At 34.7% G+C, this 23,386-nt stretch carries 19 protein-coding genes and 1 pseudogene; 4 read left to right on the top strand and 16 right to left on the bottom strand.

Features of this window, described 5'->3' with window-relative positions; genetic code table 11:
* Positions 1 to 27: 27 nt before the first annotated feature.
* From ACQKNX_RS11100 to ACQKNX_RS11150, 11 genes are all read right to left on the bottom strand, one after another.
* Entirely contained in the window at positions 28 to 630 is a 603-nt protein-coding gene (locus ACQKNX_RS11100; RefSeq protein WP_427428921.1) for a TetR/AcrR family transcriptional regulator, read from the bottom strand.
* A 311-nt stretch (positions 631 to 941) separates the two neighbouring features.
* Positions 942 to 1,145, bottom strand: a complete 204-nt coding sequence (locus ACQKNX_RS11105) for a cold-shock protein (protein ID WP_038187584.1) — start codon at positions 1,143 to 1,145, stop codon at positions 942 to 944.
* Between the two features lie 295 nt (positions 1,146 to 1,440).
* Positions 1,441 to 1,818, bottom strand: coding sequence for an SET domain-containing protein (locus ACQKNX_RS11110; protein ID WP_427428922.1), 378 nt, complete (start codon positions 1,816 to 1,818; stop codon positions 1,441 to 1,443).
* 937 nt (positions 1,819 to 2,755) lie between these two features.
* Complete coding sequence (locus tag ACQKNX_RS11115) at positions 2,756 to 3,964, bottom strand: hypothetical protein (protein ID WP_427428923.1); 1,209 nt, start codon at positions 3,962 to 3,964, stop codon at positions 2,756 to 2,758.
* Positions 3,965 to 4,268: 304 nt separating this feature from the next.
* Positions 4,269 to 6,677 (bottom strand): EAL domain-containing protein, encoded by a 2,409-nt coding sequence (locus ACQKNX_RS11120; RefSeq protein WP_427428924.1) that lies wholly within the window; start codon positions 6,675 to 6,677, stop codon positions 4,269 to 4,271.
* Between the two features lie 12 nt (positions 6,678 to 6,689).
* On the bottom strand, positions 6,690 to 7,868 hold the full coding sequence (locus tag ACQKNX_RS11125; protein WP_427428925.1) for a beta-ketoacyl synthase N-terminal-like domain-containing protein: 1,179 nt from the start codon (positions 7,866 to 7,868) through the stop codon (positions 6,690 to 6,692).
* A gap of 209 nt (positions 7,869 to 8,077) precedes the next feature.
* Positions 8,078 to 8,278 carry a hypothetical protein gene (locus ACQKNX_RS11130; protein ID WP_427428926.1) on the bottom strand — a complete coding sequence of 67 codons (201 nt, stop codon included), beginning with the start codon at positions 8,276 to 8,278 and terminating at the stop codon, positions 8,078 to 8,080.
* 189 nt (positions 8,279 to 8,467) lie between these two features.
* Positions 8,468 to 8,806: a hypothetical protein gene (locus tag ACQKNX_RS11135; protein ID WP_427428927.1), complete on the bottom strand. Its 339-nt coding sequence runs from the start codon at positions 8,804 to 8,806 to the stop codon at positions 8,468 to 8,470.
* Positions 8,807 to 8,955: 149 nt separating this feature from the next.
* Positions 8,956 to 10,767 (bottom strand): ABC transporter substrate-binding protein, encoded by a 1,812-nt coding sequence (locus ACQKNX_RS11140; RefSeq protein ID WP_427428928.1) that lies wholly within the window; start codon positions 10,765 to 10,767, stop codon positions 8,956 to 8,958.
* Positions 10,768 to 10,792: 25 nt separating this feature from the next.
* The gene (locus ACQKNX_RS11145) at positions 10,793 to 12,289 is read right to left on the bottom strand and encodes an ABC transporter permease (protein ID WP_427428929.1); all 1,497 of its coding nucleotides are present in this window, start codon (positions 12,287 to 12,289) and stop codon (positions 10,793 to 10,795) included.
* Between the two features lie 13 nt (positions 12,290 to 12,302).
* Positions 12,303 to 13,733, bottom strand: coding sequence for an ABC transporter permease (locus ACQKNX_RS11150; RefSeq protein WP_427428930.1), 1,431 nt, complete (start codon positions 13,731 to 13,733; stop codon positions 12,303 to 12,305).
* Positions 13,734 to 13,901: 168 nt separating this feature from the next.
* Here ACQKNX_RS11150 and ACQKNX_RS11155 point away from each other — a divergent pair, with 168 nt between their 5' ends.
* Positions 13,902 to 15,638 (top strand): ABC transporter ATP-binding protein, encoded by a 1,737-nt coding sequence (locus tag ACQKNX_RS11155; RefSeq protein ID WP_427428931.1) that lies wholly within the window; start codon positions 13,902 to 13,904, stop codon positions 15,636 to 15,638.
* A gap of 553 nt (positions 15,639 to 16,191) precedes the next feature.
* The gene (locus ACQKNX_RS11160; RefSeq protein ID WP_401009320.1) at positions 16,192 to 16,359 is read left to right on the top strand and encodes a YjcZ family sporulation protein; all 168 of its coding nucleotides are present in this window, start codon (positions 16,192 to 16,194) and stop codon (positions 16,357 to 16,359) included.
* Positions 16,360 to 16,592: 233 nt separating this feature from the next.
* Here ACQKNX_RS11160 and ACQKNX_RS11165 read toward each other — a convergent pair whose 3' ends face one another.
* The 5 genes from ACQKNX_RS11165 to ACQKNX_RS11185 form a co-directional block, all read right to left on the bottom strand.
* The gene (locus ACQKNX_RS11165; protein WP_427428932.1) at positions 16,593 to 16,793 is read right to left on the bottom strand and encodes a hypothetical protein; all 201 of its coding nucleotides are present in this window, start codon (positions 16,791 to 16,793) and stop codon (positions 16,593 to 16,595) included.
* 273 nt (positions 16,794 to 17,066) lie between these two features.
* A complete protein-coding gene (locus ACQKNX_RS11170) occupies positions 17,067 to 17,627 on the bottom strand; it encodes a DUF4256 domain-containing protein (RefSeq protein WP_427428933.1) in 561 nt (186 codons plus the stop codon).
* 526 nt (positions 17,628 to 18,153) lie between these two features.
* A complete protein-coding gene (locus tag ACQKNX_RS11175) occupies positions 18,154 to 18,600 on the bottom strand; it encodes a YfmQ family protein (RefSeq protein ID WP_427428934.1) in 447 nt (148 codons plus the stop codon).
* A gap of 551 nt (positions 18,601 to 19,151) precedes the next feature.
* A complete protein-coding gene (locus ACQKNX_RS11180; RefSeq protein WP_427428935.1) occupies positions 19,152 to 20,582 on the bottom strand; it encodes a PLP-dependent aminotransferase family protein in 1,431 nt (476 codons plus the stop codon).
* A gap of 231 nt (positions 20,583 to 20,813) precedes the next feature.
* A complete protein-coding gene (locus ACQKNX_RS11185) occupies positions 20,814 to 21,824 on the bottom strand; it encodes a linear amide C-N hydrolase (protein WP_427428936.1) in 1,011 nt (336 codons plus the stop codon).
* 165 nt (positions 21,825 to 21,989) lie between these two features.
* Between ACQKNX_RS11185 and ACQKNX_RS11190 the strand changes: the two genes are divergently transcribed.
* The gene (locus ACQKNX_RS11190; RefSeq protein ID WP_427428937.1) at positions 21,990 to 22,142 is read left to right on the top strand and encodes a hypothetical protein; all 153 of its coding nucleotides are present in this window, start codon (positions 21,990 to 21,992) and stop codon (positions 22,140 to 22,142) included.
* A gap of 646 nt (positions 22,143 to 22,788) precedes the next feature.
* Positions 22,789 to 23,190: pseudogene (locus ACQKNX_RS11195) on the top strand (flagellin); the annotation flags it as partial.
* Between the last annotated feature and the right edge of the window lie 196 nt (positions 23,191 to 23,386).

Here is a 23,386-nt window from a genome sequence, read left to right on the forward strand (position 1 = left end):
CTCTTTTTAATTATAAAAAAGACGGCTTTATTGCCGCTCTGTAGCTATCATTGAAATATATTGCCTCAAATGATTTATTAAAACCTCCGTTAAATGCTCATCCTTTTTTAATCTATCTAATACAAGCCCACCTTCAAGTGTCGACACAATAAATATTGCTGTTTCATATGGCTGTATCGATTGCTTCAACTGCTGTTGTCTCATGCCATCCTTTATTATTTTTACCAACCACATGACCATCATATCCATTGCTTCAGTAATCGATGGCAGCAACGCACTGCCTTCTAAATCATCCATTTCGGTTGCTGCGTTAAAAATAGGGCACCCTCCTACTATCGGTTTTCCTTCACTTAATTGTAAAAAGCCTTCTACAAATGCAAGTAATTTGTCCGTTGCATGATCATGTTGAGCAACACTTGCCATTAGATGGTTTTTCATTGTTTCGGTTGAGAACTGAAAAGATTCGAGCATCAGTTGCTCTTTATCTTTAAAGTGTCGATATATCCCCCCTTTTTGAATATTTGTTTCGTGAATAATGTCGCTCATCGTCGTTGTCATGTAACCTTTTTTGTTAAAAATCGTAGCAGATTTTCGAATAATATTAAGCCTTGTTATTTCACCTTTTTTCATGTGCACCTCCAAAAAAAGATACCTTTTAGTCTCTTTTAATATAACGGAAGTCCGATACAAACTCAAGCCCTTTTTAACAGCAACGAAATATTAAATCGCTCATAAGTTTCTGAACAAGCTTTTAAAGCGCTTTAACTTCATAATAGAAGGTTTGTTTCCACGTAAAAGGTTCTGTTTACTTCACATGCATTCTAGACGCTTTAGAGGGACGTAATCAAAGGCTACTACTTAAATTTCATTCAAAAAAAAATGTAGGCAAACTCAAATTTCTTTGAGTTTACCTACATTGTGTATCGTAAGTTTAATAAAAATTAAAGTTTTACGATGTTTGTAGCTTGAGGACCACGTTGGCCGTCTTCTACTGAAAATTCAACTTTTTGACCTTCGTCAAGTGATTTGAAACCTTCACCTTGGATAGCTGAGAAGTGAGCGAATACGTCGTTTCCGCCTTCTACTTCGATGAAACCGAAACCTTTTTCTGCGTTAAACCATTTTACTGTACCTTGTTGTGTCATTTAAATGACCTCCATTAATTGTATTTAATAATATCCGATTTCCTCAAAAGAAAAAAATTCACATATTACAAAAAGTACCGAACAAAACACGATAACTCTTTGTAACATGTGAATTATTGTTTCTGTGCAAACGATGTTATTAAATTTATTATATAATATAAAATCTCACTTGTCTAGTACAAATATAAATTAATTTCATTTTCTTTATTATTAAATTTCCTCTACTCTGTATGGTTTCAAAAAAGGCCCCCGTACAAATTACTTGTACAGGGCTAGTCTAGCTAATAATCCTTTTTTATTCCTCGTTAAACCATAGCTGATCTTGATTATCTACATCGCCATTGTAATTGATTAATATTTCTTCCCCTGCTTTGATGTCTTTGTAAGCAAAGAAATCGAATGTCTTGTTTCTAAAATTAATCTCATACGTTGCATTCGGTTCATAAGAATGATTAAACAACATGCCATAGCCAAGAAGGATAGCGGATTGACCTATTCCATATTCAAAAGCATAATCAGCAAGCAATGTTTGCTCAATGTATTGATGCTCTTCATTTGGATAGGAAATGACCGGTGCTTCGTGTAAAAGCGCTCCTTTTTGGATATCACATGTAGCAAATACCCCTCTATTGAATTCTCCATTGCTTAATGGAGATGATTTGATTTCAATCATGTTTTGTCTCCTAATCACTTTTAAAATATACTTACTAACTGTACCACTAATTTGGTCAATGAGCTCATTTTTTTTATTTTTTTGGTCATTTTTTTAAAATAAATACATTTATTGTCTTTAAAAAGTGTAATAATAGGTATTTTAATGCATCTAGATTCCATGTTAAAAGGTAAAAATCGTGAAGCACTTTTCCATTCAAATGCGCTGCACGCGGTAATATTTTGAGTAAATCAATTTTTAATATTGTTTTTTAATAGATGATTGATAATAACCATGATTATCATTAAACCGATAAAAGTACCCGTACGATCTGGTTCAATGGAAAAAAATGTTGGAAGAATAAATAAATTGACTAGATTAAGGTCGCTAGCAACAATAAAAATTGATACATCATTTATTGTCTTCACTCCTTACTGTCTCCAAGGTACCCCTACAAGCTCATATATGTTCCCTGTTAAAGGGTTTCTCGCCATATGATATCCTACTCCGTATTAACTATCACCAGATATCGCTTTAAATCTAATTCCAGCAATAGCTGAAGCATAAGGAACAAATCTTGCAGGTTGATGTGTTCTTCTAATTATTGCACCAATGTCAGCAATTGCAGCTGTAGCTCCGGAAGCTACATCAATAATATCTGTTATTTTCTTTGTAATACATGAATCTAGATATAAGGAAGCTCTCTACTAATAGTAGCCTCTGCTTTTCCAACATAATTAAACATTGGTAATAATGTGGAAAGCAATAAATTTAATGATAACAAAATACATATTTTTTGTTTCATATAAAAAAATTCCTCCCATAAAATACTTGTAATTATGATAAATTTCATTACGAATATTTCAATTTTTTTGCTAATTCAACTTTTTACTATAAGAGCGTTTTAGCTCAATCAGAAACACTTCTTTTAAAACAATGACTTTCCTAATAGACCACGCTACGATTGAATCCAATAATTGTAACGACCCTTTACTAAACCTTTCGCAATAATGTAGTCACCTGCGATTACAACATTTTTAAATGTTTCATAGCTACCTCTAATATTTAAATCCCTTTGGTCATAAATTTTTGTGACCATTTGCGGTTGGCCGTTGACATAAATTGTATCATTTACTTTTAGCGGGAACTGAATCGCAATATTATGATTGTGTAGTTCGCTTTCTAAATGATACATTAGCTTCTTATTTACAAGCGTGTAGCTTAGTTCACCTACTATTTGTTTGCCACCGCTAATTTCGTCGTCATTTACAAGTTGCATATGTCCTTGCCAACGATTACTAGAAGTCGGTGAAAACTCGGCTAAATAGTAATAGGGTGCTGTTTCTGATAAGGAAATTTTTTTAGTTGCATCAAATAATAAACTCGACGGTTCCGCTAATGTTTGCAGTTCCTTGTCAATAATTGGAGTCTTTGATAAAGCACTAGCAGGGAGGTATCCATATACTTTATTTGAAGACACATATGCGCGACCATCTGCAGTTGTGAAATAGACTGTAACAGATGTGCCAGTCTTTAATGACTGACTTTGCCATCCAGGGCGAACGGATAGATCAACAATTTGTTTCACATATTGGATTGTTCCTTCAGGTAAGTTCGACACATAGTCTTGAGGTACATATCCCCATACATAATCGATTGTCGTATCAGTTCTTGGATTGTATTCTACTTTCACATAATCACCGCTTTGCTCGACCACTTTAAAAACAGCCCCATAAGGTGTATGCAAAATAGTTTTTGCTGAACTATTCGGTGCTTCTTTAATAGAAACGCCTTTTGCAGAATTAGCAAAAATAGACGTACCTACAGTAAACTTCACACCTGATACTTGTTGTTGGATAGCTAACGGCACTTCCTTATAAATAACTAAATTCGTTGCTTGTACACGATAGCCACCACTCATCTTATATACTTTGCCAACAGTCGAATACTCATGGCCATATACGCGATAAAACTCCCCTTTTTTCACAACGAGCGAAATAAACGTACCGTCGGCATTTTTTTTATATATTTTCACGTCTTTAGAAAATGTTAATTTACCCGTTTGTCCTTTAGTAATCTCCGCTCCATCCCATATAACTTTTGCTTCAGTATTTGATTGGAAGCTTACACACAAGATGAAAGTAAATAATACAATCCACTTTTTCATATCTACTACCACTCCTTCTAATCTATTTTAATAACATTGTAACGTAGCATTTTACTCCATTCCCTGAAAAGAGGTAGACATCGTCCATTGTACAAAGTAAAAATTCATACGAAACTTCTATAAGAAAGCAAAACGATACATTAATAAAAAGGCTCAGGCTCATGCCTATCGATGATCCCCATTGCCCGCCAATAACAGCACAGTTGTTGGCGTTACTAAATCAAATAGTTGCCCACAAGCAAAGGCTTCCTCATGAAAAGAAAGCCTCGCTACCAATTATTTTCTTATCAATTAAATGAACATACTATTTATGTGAGATGTCAGTGTCTATAAGCCATTTTCCTTTAAATTCTGCAACAGGGAGTGGACGGCTAAACAAGTACCCTTGTGCATAATCACAGCCAATCTCAGCCAAGAAGTGATATTCTTCCTTACCTTCTACGCCTTCAGCTATCACTTTCAAATCGAGTTGTTTGGCTATCGCTATAATGGTTTTTACGAGTGCTTTGTTCTCATCATCTTGATTCATGCCAATAACAAATGATTTATCAATTTTCAAGGAATCAAGTGGATATTTATTTAAATAACTAAGTGATGAATAGCCTGTTCCGAAATCATCCATCGATAGACTGATACCTAATTTTTTTAATGCACATAATTTTTCAATCATCGACTCAGCATACATTGCGATGCTTTCCGTTATTTCTAATACAATATAAGACGCATCAAGTTCAGCATTCTCTATTGCAAGTTGGACATTGTCTACAAATGTTGATTCAAGTAACTGCTTAACTGACACATTTATACTTATTTTCAATCGCTTATTTGTTTCACGATGCCAACGTGCTGTTTGTACAATTGCCGTATTCAATACCCATTTACCGATTGGAATAATCATGCCGGTCTCTTCCATAATGGAAATGAATTCATCTGGGGTTACTTGTCCAAGTACCGCATTGTTCCATCTGATTAGAGATTCCATACCAATAATTTCATTCGTTTTCACATCCATAATGGGCTGATAGTAAAGTTCAAATTCCTCATTATCGAGTGCTGTTCGTAATTGTTTTTCAATCATCATTTTCCTATAGAAATGTTGTTGCATTTCTGAAGTGAATAATTGATAGTTATTTTTCCCTCTTTCTTTTACATAGTACATGGCTGTATCTGCATGCTTAATTAATGTATTAGCATCATAGCCATCATTCGGGAACGTACTAATGCCAATACTCGGTGTAATGAAATACTCACTACCATCGATCCAAAAGCCTGTAATAAATTGTGCTAATAAGTCTTTAGCAAATGCCTCACTTTCAGTGGCATCATAATAGGGCAATAAGATTGTAAATTCATCTCCACCAAGTCGATAAATGTTAGCCCTGTTATGCTTTTCTTCTAATAGCATTTCAATACGTCTTGATACTTCTACTAATAATAAATCCCCTACATCATGACCAAGTGTGTCGTTGATATATTTAAAACGATCTAAATCGAAGAACAAAATTGCATTTTGACTCCCCTCCGCTTTAGCCTTTTCTAAAAGGGCGATTAAATCATCATTGAACATTCTTCTATTCGGTAACCCCGTCAAAGCATCATGATTTGCTTGAAATTTAATTTCATCTTCATACTGCTTGCGTTCGGTAATATCAGTTGATACAGCAAGTAACGTAGAACTTTCATGTAAATGAATAGGTACTTTTACAGTTTGGACCCATACGACTTCTCCCGAAGCAGCTGTAATAGCTTCCTCTTTTATGAAATGTTTTTCAGGTAGCTTGAACATACCTTTCTCTTGATCGAGGCTATCTTCCTCATCAGACAAATCAATTAGTAAATCAGTGTCCGTTTTCCCAATCATATCTTGAAAGCTCATGCCCATTAACTGCGCATAGGATTTATTCATCAAAGTATAACGACCATTTTCATCCTGCGCATAAATGTAGTTAGGATTTAAATCAATAACCCTAAATAAAAACTGCTTTTGCTCATATAGCTTTTTATTCATATTGTTTACGATTTCAAGATGCATGCGACTCGAAAGAATTAATATAGAAATTGCAAAGACTAAAACGGCAATTGAGCTGGGATACAATCTTGAACTAGGAAACATATTTAAGTAGCCAATGGTAAACCCAATGGCTGTGAAAATATTAAAATATAACAAAAACGAACGTTCACTCTTATTTTGTACATCTAAACTAATCAACAAACTAATAATGATACATACTATAAACAGAAGGACATTAAAATTAAAAATCCATGAGAGCTCGCCATCCACTGGAAAATAAAATATACTAGTATCCATTTTAATAAGTTCTAATTTACTAATCCCTTTAGAACTCCAACCGATTATGTAACCAAGAAGAGCAAATGCGTAAGATAGAAAAACGGTCGTACGATTAACAAGATAACGCCACTTTTTTTGATACTCATAAGGGAGTATTTCTTGAACAATGGTATAACCAATATAAAAAATCGTTGGTGTGACCATGATTGACCCAAATCGAAAAAGCTTGAAAAAGAACATTATAGTTTCTTCGGTAAACAGTCGATATGCGTACAAAAACGAAACATCTATGTGCCAAAATGAGGCTAAAAGAAGGAATAAAAAAATAATTTTAGAAAGTTTATTTTTTTTGAATAGCACTAAAATCGTAATCCCAACACAAACGGGAATAAATGATAATAAAAATAAAAATATAAAAAACATATAAAGAGCCTCCTATGTATGTGTCAGTAATAGACAAGCATTATTCCCGCTACTCCCATGAGTAGTAATACATACAGACTCTACCGCTTGATGTCTAGTTTCATAAACAATAGGTATGTCTTCAAACCCATGACCTGATGTTTTAATCGTTGGAGGTATAAACCCGTATTCCATTGATAATAAAGATGCAATAATTTGCATCGCACCCATTGCACCAAATGTATGACCTATCATTCCTTTAATTGAAGTAATAGGCACTTTAGAGCCAAATGTTTCTTTCAGAGTAAAGCGTTCTATCTGATCATTTACCTCTATACCTAACGCCTGACTGTTTATATAGCTTGGTATAGTATCTCCGACTGTTTCTTGAAAAACGTCTAGCATATGTCTACCAGTAATATCAGAGGTTAATAGTTTTTGTCCTTCATTTCTTGAAACAACACGTTCAACTTTTCCATATATCTTCTGTCCTCGTGTAATTGCTGATTGCCTACGCTCTAAAACCATTACACCAGCTCCCTCGGATAAAACGAAGCCGCGATGCTGAGTTGAAAACGGTACACCAGCTTTTTCGATAGAACTCTCCGTAGATAGTGACCTTATTTTTTTAAAGCCATTAATTGTCCATTGGCCTAATGGAGCCTCTGTTCCTCCTACAATACAAGCATCGACACTTCCAGACTCCAATAGCTGTTTCCCTATTAATATAGCGTCTAAACTAGCACTGCAGCCTGTTGTTACTGTAAATGCAGAACCACACGAACCGATTGCTTCGGCAACAGAGCTTGAAAGTGTGTGCGTATCAACAAGGGAAACCCCATGAATCGGAAACTTCCTTAAATCAAAAGCATCCGTAGCGTATTTTTCGATTTCAAGAATGGCTCCTGCGGATGTCCCCATAATTACTGCAATTCGATGTGGTTTAAAATCATTTACATTTGACATTTCAGATGCATCCAATGCAGCGGCAATGGCCATTCTTACAGAACGCGGATGGCGATGATAACTTACCCCGTTTATCTCCATGAAGCTATCTTCAATCAAACCCGCTACGATATTAGTGTGAGGCTGATGAGAATAGTTTAAAATGCCCTGAGTACAAATACCTTTTTCTAATACATTTAAAAAGCTAAATTTATCTAAAATTCCAGGAGCTTTAATGCCATATCCTGTTATGACTATGTCGTCCAAATATATCACCTTCACACTTTAACTTTATTCCATTATATACAACTAAATCGGACATAGTCTATATTCGGAAGCCTTAAGTTCTAAGTAAGTGACCTATTTGGATAATTTGTATCACTTTTAAGCAAATTATCGCAATAATTTAAGGTAAAATATTTCTTTTAATATAATAATTTACAAGGTAGAATAACATAAATTGTGAAGTGCTTGTATTAATTTACGATTTTTTGGTTATATTCAACCCATTTCTCCATTTCTCTTTCAACTGCTCGATTTTGCCATTCAAACCAAATGCCACTGCATTCACTGCAATGACTTTCTACGCCACTTTTATGATGCCCATCTTTACATGTAAAGAGCGTCTTTTTACGACAGCTATAGCAGTAAAGCTCTTTATCTTTAATAAATTCCAAATAAATCAACTCCAACTTTTTTACATAAAGTACTTTCCAAGTATTATGTAATTTATTCGTTACGAACGTTGATTTAAAATCGCCCTTCTCACAAACGAAATCAAGCCCTTCCAATCCTTGAAAGATTAGAAGGGCTTTTTATTTTGCAGAAAGCTTACTTTAAGATTATGCTCGCTTCTAGTTACCAATTTAAACCGCACTAGGTGGAATTATGCCTGCAATTAGAAGAAGAAAGAAAACTAGTCCAATTAAACAAAATAGTACGGAGGCAAAAAATATCGGTCCTTTCTTTGCGATATATTGCTCGCTTTTAAGAATAATGCCTGTTTGAGCAGTAACTTGCACTTCATTGAATCTAGCTATTGGACCACCACTACTCGAAAAGTAAAAAATACAGCCAGCAATTGCAAAGCCAATAAAGAACATTATTTCGATAAATCTAACGGAGAAAAATGATGCAATAAAGTACGTAATAATCGCTTCCACAAACAATGTTACAATTAAAATGATGTAATTTTTCTTTCGCATATACAACTCTCCTTTTATTCTTTTACTTTATATACGACTAAACTTGGTTTAAGTTCCAAATTTAAACAAAAAGTGCCTGGCACTCAAAAAAAAGCACTTCAAACCCTTAGATTAGGATTTGAAGCACTCCAATTCATGTGTCTGACACTTTATTTACTAGCTTTATAAGCACTTAAAAATTCTTTTACTTTTGAGCTATCTGCTGTTAGCTTTAAGCCTGTGTCAATAAGTGGAGAAACTGTTGATACTGCTGGTTTTTTATTACCTTGGTAGTAGCTAATAAATTCATCTTGGTTAATAGAGTAAAGGATTGCTTTACGTAAGTCTACCGATTTCGATACTTCGCGACCTTTTGGATTAACGAGTAAATAAGAGACAGCATTACTATCAGCTGTTTTTAAAGTTAAGTTTGCATCGCCTTTTACTACATCAATTTTAGTTTCTGGTACTGATTGTAATACGTCAATTTCACCATTACGAAGTGCAGATAGCGCACTGTCATTATCTTCAATGAAACGAACACTTATGTTATTAATTTTCGGCTCGTTGTCAGTACCCACTTGGTATGCAGGGTTTTTGACAAATGTTGCTTCGTAATCATTTTTTTGCACTAAAATGTAAGGTCCAGAAGCTGCTAAATGGTTTGCATAAGTTGCACCTTCAGTAACAGTTGCTTGGTCACCATATGCAACATTTACATTTGGATCATAGCTTGCTACGTCAAAAGTATTAACCGCTTTAACCGCCGCTTCAGACACGATCCCCCCCGATTGGTGAGCTAAATAATTCAGCACCTGTGGGAATGGATTTGGTGTTGTAATTTTCACAACTTGATATTTACCTGCTGCATTGTCTACGTTCGCTTCGTCCGTTACGACTTGAGCAATTGCTGCTGGTAGTTTATCTGATAGTTCATCTAAAACTGACTTTCCATCAGCTGTTTTCACAGATTCAAGTGAAGTAATATCTGAAACTACCTCTACGGAATCAATATTTTCATGAATAGAATATGTGCGGTGGTCTGGTACCGAATTTTGATCTTTCGCACGTTCTAATGAGAATACAACATCTTCAGCTGATACTAAATCGCCAGTATCCACTGCTTTGCCATTTTCCACTTTAGCAAAATTAATATCATCACGTAATACGAAATAGTACTCTTGGTTATTTTCAGAAATAGCATGATTATAAGATAATGAGCCGTCAGATACTACTTCATCGGTATCAGATAAATTCACTAATCGAACATACATATTCGTATTTAATGTATTAATTGAACCGTCATTCCCTTTGATCGGGTCTAGAGAAGTTAATGAGCCAATTGATTGATGCAACACTAATGTGTCTGTCGCATTTTTAGCAGTATCATTAAATGCAATTGATTCCCATACTTGAGCACGTGATTTTGGTAAACGTACAGTATCTGGGTTTACTTTTTTCGAATAAATACCTTGGAATTTTTGAGAAATGTATAAAGGGGCAATATAAGCATTATCAAATACTAATGCTTGCTCAAGCTCTTTATATTTCTCTTTGGCATCATCGCCAGTTAATGTACTAGCTTCATCAATTAATTTATCGACTGTAGCATCTGCAGTCACACTATAATCTCCACCAGTTTTAAATAACCCTCGTACTGCGTAATCTGGATTTCCTGTTACAGTCGTCCAGCTAGAAATTGCGACATCATAGTTACCAGCATCTTTTTGTGCTGAATATGAACCGAAATCTGGTTGAATATTTAATTTTACATCAAAGCCATTTTTCACTAATTGGTCGCGCACAATATTCATATCTTGTTCTTGTGCTGCCATACCTAGCACTTCAATAACGGGTTTTGTACTCGCTGTATCTGACTTATCACCTTTATTTTCAACATTCGATTTAGTTTCTACACACCCTGCTAAAGCGACCGCCGCAACGGTTGCTGATGCAGCAAGTGTGAATAATTTTTTGTTCATCTCTGTATTCCTCCAATAAATAATATTAGTTTGTTTTAGGATCAAGTGCATCACGTAACCCATCACCGAAAAAGTTAAACGATAAGACGAGTAGCATTATGCATAAACCTGGGAAAATAGCTACATAAGAATTTGTTTCTAAATACGTACTGCCTACTTTTAAAATATTGCCCCACTCTGGTATATGTGGCTCAATTCCAAGTCCAAGAAAGCTTAAACTACTTGTTGAAATAACTGCTCCACCAATTGTTAAAGTCGCTTTCACTATCATCGGAGCGAGAGAGTTCGGTACGATATGCTTAAAAATAATGGCAGCATCAGATACACCGAGTGCCCTTGCTGATTCAACAAATTCATAATTGGCAATTTGCATGACATTAGCACGCATCGTTCTGGCGTATGTTGGAATTGCCCCTACGCTTAATGCAATAATTAAATTTACTGTGTTTGCACCAAATGCTGCAATGATTGCAATCGCCAGTAGGATACCTGGGATAGCATATAAAATATCGAGTAAACGCATAATGATGTTATCTGTGTTTTTTCCATAATAGCCTGAAAATGCGCCAAGTGCTCCTCCTATTACAGCTGGGATAATAGTTGAAAAGAAGCCAACAATTAAAGAGATTTGAGCTCCAAACACGATTCTTGAAAATAAATCTCTACCAAAGTTATCAGTCCCTAGTGGATAATCCAAAGAAGGTGTTTGTAATAACGCACTATAATTATTTTGCACAGCAAAATCGTAATCAAATGTCCATGAACTAACGACCGATAGCGAGAACATAAATATAATAAAGAACATGCCGAATACAGCCATCGTATTACGCAATATTTTATTCCATATTTTCTGCCACTTTTCAACGGCAGATGGATCCGTATTTTTGGCTTTTTTAATTAATGTCCAGCCAAGTAGGAATGAGAAAAGATTTCCTGTTAGTGCAGGTAAAAGCAATACTACCCCAAGTGGTATCATCCATTTAGGGGCATCGCTTACTGTAACGTATCGAGCTACAAGTACAGCCATCACCGCATAAAAGACCGCGAGTACTAAAAATGCTCCCATTGCTAATAAAAACGTATCGACCACATAAGGCTTAAATAGATTCAATGCCGAAATAAGAATAATAAAAATCTGAGTAATAAATGCATATATAGCAAAAGTATATTCTGCAGTTTTATTTTTCGTTGCCAGCATAAAACCGAAGCCTGCTGCAAATACATTGCCCACTAGGACTGTCAGCATTAATGGATAACCAAGCAGTCGTGTACGTGTTTGAATTTCGCGTTCTTTTGCTAAATCTTTTTTTATTTGAAAAGATGTAAACAATATATATAATGTCGTACAGGCATAAATAACAAAAATCGTAAGGACATAAGGTCGCCATACCCCATTTACAAAATCAAAACTATTTAGTAAAAACAGCACTGAAAAAATAGCAGAAAAGGCAATGGTAAACTGTGCATTGACATATTCTTGCGTTATTTTCATAAGCAGTTTTACATTCGATATGAATTTCACAATATACCCTCTCCTAAGATTTCTTCATTTTTGAACGAATGCGTGGATCAAAGAACGCATATAACACATCAATCACCATATTGACAATCGAAATTGTAATGGCAATATAAACAACCCCACCAAGGATGGCAGGAATATCCGGAATGAATTGCTTATCTACTATATAACTGCCGATTCCACTAATATTAAATACTTTTTCAGTAACAGAAGCACCGCCAAGCATACCACCAAATAAAAGACCAATTACGGTAACGATCGGAATCATCGCATTGCGAATCGCATGCTTTGTAATGACTTTGCGCTCACTCAGCCCTTTCGCTTTTGCCGTAATAATATAATCCTCATGAATTACCTCAAGCATGCTTGATCTTGTCATTCGTGCAATCGATGCTGTAATAGAAGTACCTAATACAACAACCGGCATGACAATGGATAACCAATTATTCGGATTATACGTAGCAGGGAACCATTGTAATTTTAATGAAAACGTTAAAATAAAAATGAGTCCTTGCCAGAAGCTCGGTATTGATAAACCAATAAGTGCGATAAACATAAACGCATAATCTGCAAACGAATTCGGTCGGACCGCTGAAATAATCCCAACAGGAATTGCAATCGCCACCGCCATCAATAATGAAAATAGCGCAATTTCCAATGTTACTGGAAACTTATTCATAATACTTTGCGTAATATTTTCTTTACCTTCAAAAGAATTTCCTAAGTCAAACGTAAATAGTCCAGATAAGGAATGCCAGAGCTGCACTAAATATGGCTGATCTAATCCATAAATTTTATTAAAATTTGCGACTTGTTCCGGTGTTGCCTCGATACCTAACAAATTACGTGCAGGATCAAATGGCGATAAGTATAAAATAGTAAATACTAATGTCGCCACACCAACAATGACAAATGCACTTTGGAATAAGCGCTCAACGATAAATCGACTAAACGCATTACTGCATAGAATTAGGAAACAATACATTAAAATACCCGGAATAAATGACACAGCTAAAAAAATCGGATTTTCGAGTAGTTCACTAAAATACTTTTTATATGATTGTTTTGCAATTCCTTCATTTAGTAGTATTTTTTCTACTTCTCTATTAAGCTTTTGTTCCGTTAGTTGATTAACTATTGATGCAAGTTGCTGTTCATTCAGCGATTTATTAAAAAATGCTGCCTTCGTTTGTTCCTGCTGCCTATATTCCGCTTCCCATGCTTGAGTTTTCCCTTGCGAAATAAATTGTTCTTTCGTTTGTGCAAACATTTGAGCATATGAATGTTTATCTTTTTTTAACAAATATAAAAAATATGTAACAATATGCACTGGAAATCCTAGTAAAAATAACACAAAAGAATAACTATTTTTTCTCGTCATTTCATTAAAATTTTGCTTAAAGTAATAATTTTTATTAAACTTTCTAATATTCTGAAAATTATTCATGTATTTCCTCCTTTCTTCGCTTACTATAGTAGTAAGGTATGAAAATAAAATGATAAAATTTACATTACACTCTATATTGTACAATACCTACCTGTATAGTATAGTATGTATGAACGACTACAGTTCGTCAATAAGAATATTTGAAATTTATTAAAGGATGAGCATTCGATGAGTGAAAAAATTCTTGAAATACAAGATTTACGCGTTTCTTTTATTACGGGAGAAAGCGAATTTGAAGCAGTAAAAGGTGTTAATTTTTATGTCAATAAAGGAGAAACAGTCGGCATTGTTGGAGAATCTGGTAGCGGGAAAAGTGTAACCGCTCGTTCCATTATGCGTCTTCTCCCATCACCGCCCTCTTTTTTAAAGTCAGGTACAATCCTTTTCCAAGGGGAAAATTTAGTGACACAATCAGAAAAACAAATGGAAGCCATCCGGGGTAAAGACATCAGTATGATTTTCCAAGACCCGATGACTTCTACTAACCCAACAATTCGTGTTGGTGAGCAAATTGCTGAAGGTTTAATGAAGCATCAAAAAATGTCCAAAAAGCAAGCATACGAAAAAACGATCGAATTATTAAAATTAGTTGGCATTAAAAATAGTGAAGAACGTTATCAGCAGTACCCTCATGAATTTAGTGGTGGTATGCGTCAACGTGTCATGATTACGATGGCCCTTGCATGTAACCCTTCCCTGTTGATTGCAGACGAACCAACAACTGCGCTAGATGTCACAATTCAAGCACAGATTTTAAGCATTATGAAGCAAATGCAAGAACGTCTAGGAACATCAATCATTTTAATTACGCATGATTTAGGTGTTGTTGCAGGTATGTGCGATCGTGTCATTGTCATGAAAGAGGGAGAAATTGTTGAGGAAGGAACTACGGAAGAGATATTTGCTAATCCGCAGCATCCTTATACGAAGAAACTATTAAATGCACTGCCGAAGCTTCATGAAAAGAAACAACCAAAACAGCCGCCTAATATCGAAGAAGGTACCGATTTGAACGTACCGCTAATTGAAGTACGGAATTTATCTAAGCATTTCGATTTAAAAAAAGGTGAAATCTTAAAAGCAGTAGATGATTTATCGTTCCGTATTTATCCCGGTGAGACACTCGGGCTCGTAGGCGAATCTGGTTCAGGTAAATCGACAACAGGACGTACGATTTTACAGCTCCATGAGCCAACAGATGGTGAAGTATTGTATAAAGGGGTTCCTGTCACACGCTTATCTAAAAGTGAATTAAAAAGTATGCGACGACACATGCAAATCATTTTCCAGGATCCATACTCATCATTAAATCCTCGTAAAAAGGTTCTTGATATTATCGGGGAGGCACTTGATGTACATAAATTGGCGAAATCAGTTGAGGAACGTCGCGCACGTATTGAGGAATTACTCGAACTAGTAGGCTTAAAAAAGGAGCATGCTTTACGCTATCCACATGAATTTAGCGGTGGGCAACGTCAACGTATTGGTATTGCACGTGCTTTAGCTGTCGAGCCGAATTTTATTGTATGTGATGAACCACTCTCTGCCCTAGATGTTTCGATTCAAAAACAAGTTGTAGACTTATTGAAAGAATTACAACAACGACTAGGTTTGACTTATTTATTTATCGCACATGATTTGTCGATGGTGAAGCACATTAGTGATCGCGTAGCCGTGATGTATGGTGGAAAAATTGTGGAATTAGCGGAAAGCGAAGAACTCTATGCAAACCCACAGCATCCCTATACAAAAATGCTATTACAATCCATTCCAATACCGGACCCAGCAATTGAAAAACAAAAGAAACGTCAGGTCATGTCCGAGGAAGAGTTGATGATCAATCGTTTTAATTTAGACAACACACAACTTGTTGAAGTTTCTAAAGATCACTGGGTAGCGATGTAACGAAAAGTGCCAGTCACTCAAACAATTTTGAATTTTCTGCCTTTAAATAAAAATCCATGCTGACTCCTGCGGGAACGCACAAACGTAAGCCACAACAGACCGCGCATAGCGAGGGTTGCGGCTTACGTTGTGCCCGCGGAAAGCGAGTGGATTTTTTTATATCAGCATTTTTCCCTGACACATTCTGAGTGCCTTATCGGCGATTGAAACGGTTTTATCGGCGATTTTCCATGCCTTATCGGCGATTCTGTAGATTTTATCGGCGATTTCTCATTTAAAAAGGATACTTAGTATAGAGGGACTTCAATTAATTCTTTATTTAGGAGTTTTGATATTGTTGATATTCTACTAAATCTTTTTAGTAGCTATTTCAAAAACTAAAGGCTCCTTATGAAGATGGCTTGCAAATGCCCTATATAGGGTAGCATTTCCGTCGACACCTCTTTTATCATCTCCCACAAAATATAACTAGTTTAAATTTTTAATGGATAAACACCCCCCCAACCTCTTTTCAGAATACATATTATACATTGAAGAAAGGAGGGATTTTTCCATGGGATACTACGGAAATGCAGGCAATTGGAACAATAATTGTTGTGGAGTAAATAACTATGATTACGGTAATAACAATAACGGTTCAACATTCGTGCTAATCGTTGTGCTATTTATTCTTTTAATTATTGTCGGCGCTACTTTCATAAGTTCTGGAGAAGATTGTTAATACTATTATAATAGTTGTAATGCACCTCTCTAAATCAAAGGGTTGCTCCCAGCCTGGTGACCCTTTTTATCTAATCCTTGATCCGGACACCTTTCATATTAGGTAAGAAGTAACTCAAAATAGACTAGCTAAATATTTTATAATACTTATATCGAAAACAGTCACCATTGCAAATGTTGCATTGATGACTGTTTTCATTATGGTTCTAACTGATTTGCTATGTTAATAAAAATTTATTCCTTCCATCCTATCGCAATATCGTTCGAAGGGAATTCAATAACCAATTTAATTTGAAGTGCATAAATATATTTATCCCAACGCCTCATTTCCTCAACTCTACGAATAATGTTAAACAATTTTGTTTTAATAACATGCTGAGCATTCAGGTCAATGATATAACAAATTTCATCATGTACTTTATGATTTTTCATCACTAATTCCACTAGCGCGCTTTCATAGTCAACAAGGTTAGAAAAAATAGTTTCCCCTCCTGGAAATTTAAAATCTCCCTTGTTTGAATGAACTAAAAGAATTCGATTTTCATTTATAATAATCGCTCTATGCGCTACTCAAGAAATAGTGTTACTGTCGTTTTGATGTTTGATTCCTCAAATATTTTATTGAAAATCAAATAATCACTTCCTTTATTTCTGAATCAAACCTTTATTAAGAAATAAAAAAAGAGCTGTCTAAACAGCTCTAATCGCTTAGACTTTAAGCGAGCCACGGAAGCCTCTTGCAGCATAGTAGGAATCTGCTCCATTATGATACATAAAAACAGTATCGTAGCGACAATCACAAAAGATAGCCCCGCCAAGTTTTCTAATATTTGCAGGAGTTTGCACCCAGCTTGACGTTTTCAAATCGAAATTCCCTAGTTCCTGCAATTTTCGGTATTGTTCCTCTGTTAACAGTTCAATGCCCATGGTAGTTGCCATATCGACTACTGTATTTTCTGGTTGATGCTTCTTTCTTGATTCCAATGCTTCACGATCGTAACAAAAGCTTCTACGACCTTTAGGACTTTCCGTTGCACAATCATAAAAAATGTACTCGTCCGTATTTTCATCATAATCGACAACATCCGGCTCGCCACCTGTAACTTCCATTTCATTTAGCGACCAAAGTTTTTCCGTATTAGCTACAAGCTTAGCTTGTACTTTAGCCCAGTCAAGATCTTGATGGCGATTCATATTTTTCTCAAATCGGTCTTGCAACGTTTTTAGTAGTTCCTCATGCTGCTCAAGTGATAACTCTTTAGTTGGCATATTCGTTTCCCCCATATTAAAATTGTCCTAGTTGATTATTTAAAAAGATTATAAATGCATTTTGAACTTTTTCCTTCTTTATCAATCTTTTCACACGATTTGTACTTTGCAAATATTTCCTTACTTTTCTATTTACGAAAAATAGCTTTCGATATTTTTCTTCATTATAAATAACTTCGAACCAAAATTCATTTTTAACAATTCAATATTTCTATCGATTTTTCGTGTATTTAAAGCAATACTACCATTAGGGATGAAAGCTGCAAGTATATCTTCTATCAATTCATTTATTCCACCTTGAAAATCACTTTAATTTATCTATATAAAATAACCTGTTTCTTCTTCGTTTTCAACAACTTGCTGTCATCGACAGTGGTTTTTTCGTGACTGTCATTAGTACAAAAGAGTACTATACAATCTCAAACGATAGCGATTTTTCTAATTTAAGAGGCGACAGAATAAAGGCACTTACAACTTAGTAAGTGCCTTTTCATGAATTCCATATTATGTTTAGGTATTTATCCCTTTAAATTAATCCGTTAGGAGACGTAGACCATTTTTGAAGATGTTCAGAACTTATACTATAAGAAACAACTTTCTCTTTGTATTTCTTGACTACATCAACGTGATTATCGTAATGAAAAACAAAGAAATGAACATCTTCTTTTTTACCCTTTTTTACGTTGATGACAAATGGCGTTACATTCGATTCTGGTTCTAGAAATAATTTTTCATTGCCTGGGAAGATATAATGCTTTTTTAAAAAGGAAGCTTCATTAAAATAGTCAGTAAATCTATTTTTTTCTACTTCTTCTAAATTCTTACCGTTATAGGTTACCGTAACATCTTTTGAATCCAGTTTTTTATGAAGTTCAAATTTACTTACAGTCCAGGCCACTACGATACTTGGAGGACTCATTAACAATTTAACAATCGATCCAATCACTATTGTAATAATTAAACCCCATGTCATATCATATCAACTCTTTCAATAATTTTATCATTTTTATAGCGAATAATTTATTATCACCTTCATTGCCATTGTTTCACTAAATGCCTAGATAAATGTTTCATCATCCAATCTCAATAATAAAGGAATTATAGTGATTATAACCATCCAATTTGCTACTTTTTTGACCATCCATTTATTTTAGAAATACGTATAATGTTTTTTTACTACATTCATTGCGTAATTGGATGTTATGAAATACTCCATTCAACACCATACCATACAAGATTTGAATATCAAATGAAAGTATTGTGACATAATAAAAATAGAGCAATACTCCAACCTGAGGATTGGAGGCTCACTCTATTTTCTTTCATTTTAAGCATAGATAGGGAATAACTCTAAGTCATAAAATGAACGCGGTATAAAATATAATAAAAGGTAGCCACCTTGAGTTTTTCTCATCAGCAGCTAATGCTTTTAAGGGATGATGCAATCTTCCCTTATTACGATCATATAGGTTTTCCATATCATTTAAACCATCCACTCTTGCTTATTTTTAGTCATCCAATTAACTACAAACTATGAAGAGCTTGTGCAAACCTTTTTATTCCTTCATCAATCGAAACTTCGTCTTCCCTTGCGAAAGTAAAACGAACAAAGCTTTCTTTGGAGCCCAATGTAGAGCCTGGAGCATAAATGACGCCTTGCTTAATGGACTCCTCAAGTAATTGGGTTTCATTAAAGCTTTTTAGTATTTTACACCATATATGAATACCACCTTGCGGAATTGAATATTCCACAAGCCCTTTTAAATAAGTATCAAGGCTTTTAATAATTGTATTTCTTCTTTTTTCTAATTCCTTAATTAAACTTTTCATGTGCGAATGGAAATTTTCTGATTCTAAAAAATCATTAGCTATCCATTGTGTATAGCTTGAATGACCAAAGTCTAATTGTTGCTTCGCATCGGACAATCTTTCAATCACTGATGTTGGGCCTATAATCCAGCCAATTCTTAGTCCTGAAGCGACAATTTTAGACAACGAGCTAATATATAAAACATTGCCGTTCTTATCCATTGATTTAAGGGTTGAAATTTTTTCTCCTGAAAAAGCGGTTAAACTATAAGGATCGTCTTCTACAACAGGAATTCCAAGCTTAGAGGATATGTCTAAAATCGCTTCTTTTTTCTTTTGATTCATTAAGGAACCAGTCGGATTTTGAAAATATGGATTTAAAAAAATCATTTTTATTCGGTGTTTTTTATATAACATTTGCAAATCTTCTGGATTAATCCCATCTTCATTAACAGGTAGATAATGTATTTGGATACCTGCTGATTTAAAAGTAGGAAGATTGTAATTATATGAAGGATCTTCTATAGCAATTGCATCGCCAGGCTTTAACAAACATTGGACAATTAAATGTAATGCTTGTTGCGCTCCAGATGTTATAAGTATTGAAGAAGAGTTTGTTTCGATTCCCCGACTAATTTTCACATGTTTTGTAAGTGTACTTCTAAGGATTTCATTTCCTTGTGGATGATCGTATCCTAAGCTGCCAATAAAAGAACGCGTTGAAGTAATCTCGCTTAAAAATCTTTTAGGGAAAAGATCTTCTGACAATTCACCGGAAGCTAAATTGATTAATTTATGTTCAACTGCTTCTTTTCTTATTTTTTGTGTTACAGGTAGACTAGGTAAAAAAGAACCCGCCTCAATATATCGATTCCAGCTCGGAATCCGCTTTTTTGTTATACCCCATATATCTTTACTTATCGTGGTACCGCTTCCTCTAGTTCTATCAATTAGCCCTAAAGATTCTAATTCGTCATACGCATGTACGACCGTACTTCTATTTACATTCAATGTACTAGCCAAATATCTCTCAGATGGTAATGGTTTATCAGGTGGAAATGTACCATCAGCAATACCCTTTTCAATATATTCTGCGAGTTGTTTATAGATAGCTTTCTTTGCTTTTCTATCTGGTTTCCAATCCATATATACTCACCTCATAATATTCTATCAAACATGCTTTCATCTTTTAGCATTTTTATACAAGCTAAAAGATTATATATTAATCTAAGTTTGCTTGTCATGAACCAGCCACTACTATGTTATTTTAGCCATCCACTAGAAAATCCAATCTCTATCAGGAATGAGATTCTAAGGTGATTAAAAGACATAAAGAGACCAGGTGCTCATACTTCATAATAAGCGCCTGGTGCTTTATTAGCTTGTCACATTCAACTGTTTAATATCCTGTTTACGATTCCATTCAAATGTAATTAATTCATGGCTATCCAAATCCTCGGCAAACAATGAAACTGCTGAAATTCGACTATTATCATAAAGCTTAAAGTAATAGTTTTTGCTTTGCGCACACATTGCCGACGTATATATTGTATAGTCCGCCTTCCCCTCTTTATTTAAGACAACGCCTTTCGGAATATTAACCGAAGATAGAATATGAAACAAGGCAGTTACCCCTTCAATTTCATTTTTTGCTTGTTCCGTATACTTCTTCCAATAAGCGACACGAAGAAACCGTGCAGATGGCGTGAAATCACCTGGTAACCCTAACCCGCCTGCCCCTTGCCCAAACGGTGTTAATTTCAAATTGCCCATTGTAATGTCTTGTGGAGGATTAGGCGTAACACCAATATAAGCTCTTAAATTTGTCTGATGCCATCCGTAACCAGGGCTATTGGTCATGACCCCAATTGTTTGGCGATGAATAGTTATGCCTGTTCTATCAGGTTCAATGACAATCGTTTCACCATTAGCATCTGTAAATGTATAGTGAAGTGGTGGTGCGAAACCAAGTATGTTATTTGCTTCATTCAATAATGTAAAAGCGCCTAATTTTTCAACAACATCGTCGACTGTTACACAGCTTCCCAAAACTTGTGAAACAACATAAATTGGATTAATACCTCTTGTGCCTACTTTAGGTACGTCTGAATAAGTCGCAAATGTGGCATAGTACAGCATCGCTCCCATCAATCCCTTTTCGTTTACACCGTCGTAAAGAATAGGAGATGCAAGATCCGTGCTGCCCATTCCAATAAACGCGTATGGATTGCTAATGGTTACCTCATTTTTTTCTTCAAGCAATCGAATGCCATATTTACGTGGGACAATAACTACTTTACTATCTGGTTCCATTGTAAAATCCATTGTCCTAGCAAATAATGTTTTCTTATCTGTTGTATGAATTGATAAGCTACTGCAACCAAACATTAATACACTCCCTCTATTATGTTGTTTAACCCATTTTTAAAGTGGTAAATAAAAATAGATGGTACGCTTTAAATCATTAGTACATTATCCAACGATGTATCTTCCAATTCATCATATTGGATAATGATTACTAATATTGTATTATGTTTGTAGGGGTGATTATTAATGGATGAAATAGACATTATAAACAAAGAAGCAATCAAAACTGATTTGGCTCTAATTAAATCCTGTTTGCGATTAATTAATCAAACAGTCACTTTAAGCAAACGAAGAGGAGAAACGTTTAACGCTCCAGAAAATGAAGAATTACATATGTAAATTTCCAAAATTGATAGAGACTTGAACAAAATTAAATTAAATATACAGTATGAAACAGCAAATACTTTGAATCTTTAAAATCTTGTACTTCTCTTACTAGCGAAGTTTTAAATATTATCAAATTTTTGATAGAAAAAAAGTATATTGAACGCAGTAAAAAAATTCAATACATCATGTCGTTTATAACTTTATGTCATTGCAGGAGCACCCGTTTGCTCTTCCATGGCTACGTTTACTGCTTCTGTTGTAAAAGTTTGAACCACTATAAAAACAATGTTTTGTAATAATTAACAAGTAACTTTAGCAGTACTATGATGCCCTTATGCTTTATTCTATTTACGATTTTTGGGGAAAGTACTATTACTCGATTAATTCTTTAAATTCTGTTGTAAGGTATTGGTTTAATTTGTTAACATAGGAAATGAAATCAGTTTTCGAAACGCGAACTCTGATTTATCTAAAACCTAAATGTAATTATTTTTTTGTCGAATATACCCTTCATTGCTCTCCACATACTAATCCTGTAAGTTCAATAACAGTTTACACTACATACCTACTAAGAGAGGTAATTGATGTATACGTCCCCATATCAACTTTCCACAAAAGTTAAATATACTGTAAAATAAATCTATTAAGGGAGTTTTCTATGAGAGTTAAGCATAATATTTCAGCACTGAATACTAATAACAAACTTAAAATCAATAGAGACAAAACAACCAAAAGTTTAGAGAAATTATCATCAGGCTACAAAATTAATCGTGCTGGTGATGATGCTGCCGGTTTAGCTATTTCGGAAAAGATGAGAGGTCAAATCCGTGGACTTGATATGGCGTCTAAGAATATACAAGATGGTATTTCATTAGTACAAACAGCAGAAGGTGGGCTTCAAGAAATAACCGATATTATACAAAGACAAAGGGAACTAATAGTTCAAGGTAGCAACGATACCAATACAGATAAAGATAAACAAATAATTGAAAATGAAATAAATCAACTTACTAAAGAAATTAGTCGTATCGCTAATCAGACCGAATTTAATACTATTAATTTATTGGCACGAACTGACTATCAAGTATTAGCAGACCGTTCTGGACAAACAGTTAATGTAACTACAACAGGTCCATTTCCTTATAAAGTTGTAAATAATGATACTTATACTTATTTTCTTCCAATAGGTACTACTGAAATACCTATATCCGTTAAATCTAATACTATTACTACGATTGATGAACAGAACAATAATG

The sequence above is a fragment of the Lysinibacillus sp. NPDC093712 genome, from assembly GCF_050280025.1.
GTDB lineage: Bacteria > Bacillota > Bacilli > Bacillales_A > Planococcaceae > Lysinibacillus.

Bases quoted from the DNA above. Each gene is read 5' to 3' on its own strand.
- ACQKNX_RS11160 (WP_401009320.1), top strand. From the start codon at position 16,192: ATGGGATACTACGGAAATGCAGGCAATTGGAACAATAATTGTTGTGGA.
- ACQKNX_RS11175 (WP_427428934.1), bottom strand. From the start codon at position 18,600: ATGACATGGGGTTTAATTATTACAATAGTGATTGGATCGATTGTTAAA.
- ACQKNX_RS11115 (WP_427428923.1), bottom strand. From the start codon at position 3,964: ATGAAAAAGTGGATTGTATTATTTACTTTCATCTTGTGTGTAAGCTTC.
- ACQKNX_RS11170 (WP_427428933.1), bottom strand. From the start codon at position 17,627: ATGCCAACTAAAGAGTTATCACTTGAGCAGCATGAGGAACTACTAAAA.
- ACQKNX_RS11185 (WP_427428936.1), bottom strand. From the start codon at position 21,824: ATGTTTGGTTGCAGTAGCTTATCAATTCATACAACAGATAAGAAAACA.
- ACQKNX_RS11100 (WP_427428921.1), bottom strand. From the start codon at position 630: ATGAAAAAAGGTGAAATAACAAGGCTTAATATTATTCGAAAATCTGCT.
- ACQKNX_RS11180 (WP_427428935.1), bottom strand. From the start codon at position 20,582: ATGGATTGGAAACCAGATAGAAAAGCAAAGAAAGCTATCTATAAACAA.
- ACQKNX_RS11150 (WP_427428930.1), bottom strand. From the start codon at position 13,733: ATGAATAATTTTCAGAATATTAGAAAGTTTAATAAAAATTATTACTTT.
- ACQKNX_RS11110 (WP_427428922.1), bottom strand. From the start codon at position 1,818: ATGATTGAAATCAAATCATCTCCATTAAGCAATGGAGAATTCAATAGA.
- ACQKNX_RS11155 (WP_427428931.1), top strand. From the start codon at position 13,902: ATGAGTGAAAAAATTCTTGAAATACAAGATTTACGCGTTTCTTTTATT.
- ACQKNX_RS11135 (WP_427428927.1), bottom strand. From the start codon at position 8,806: ATGCGAAAGAAAAATTACATCATTTTAATTGTAACATTGTTTGTGGAA.
- ACQKNX_RS11120 (WP_427428924.1), bottom strand. From the start codon at position 6,677: ATGTTTTTTATATTTTTATTTTTATTATCATTTATTCCCGTTTGTGTT.
- ACQKNX_RS11105 (WP_038187584.1), bottom strand. From the start codon at position 1,145: ATGACACAACAAGGTACAGTAAAATGGTTTAACGCAGAAAAAGGTTTC.
- ACQKNX_RS11190 (WP_427428937.1), top strand. From the start codon at position 21,990: ATGGATGAAATAGACATTATAAACAAAGAAGCAATCAAAACTGATTTG.
- ACQKNX_RS11140 (WP_427428928.1), bottom strand. From the start codon at position 10,767: ATGAACAAAAAATTATTCACACTTGCTGCATCAGCAACCGTTGCGGCG.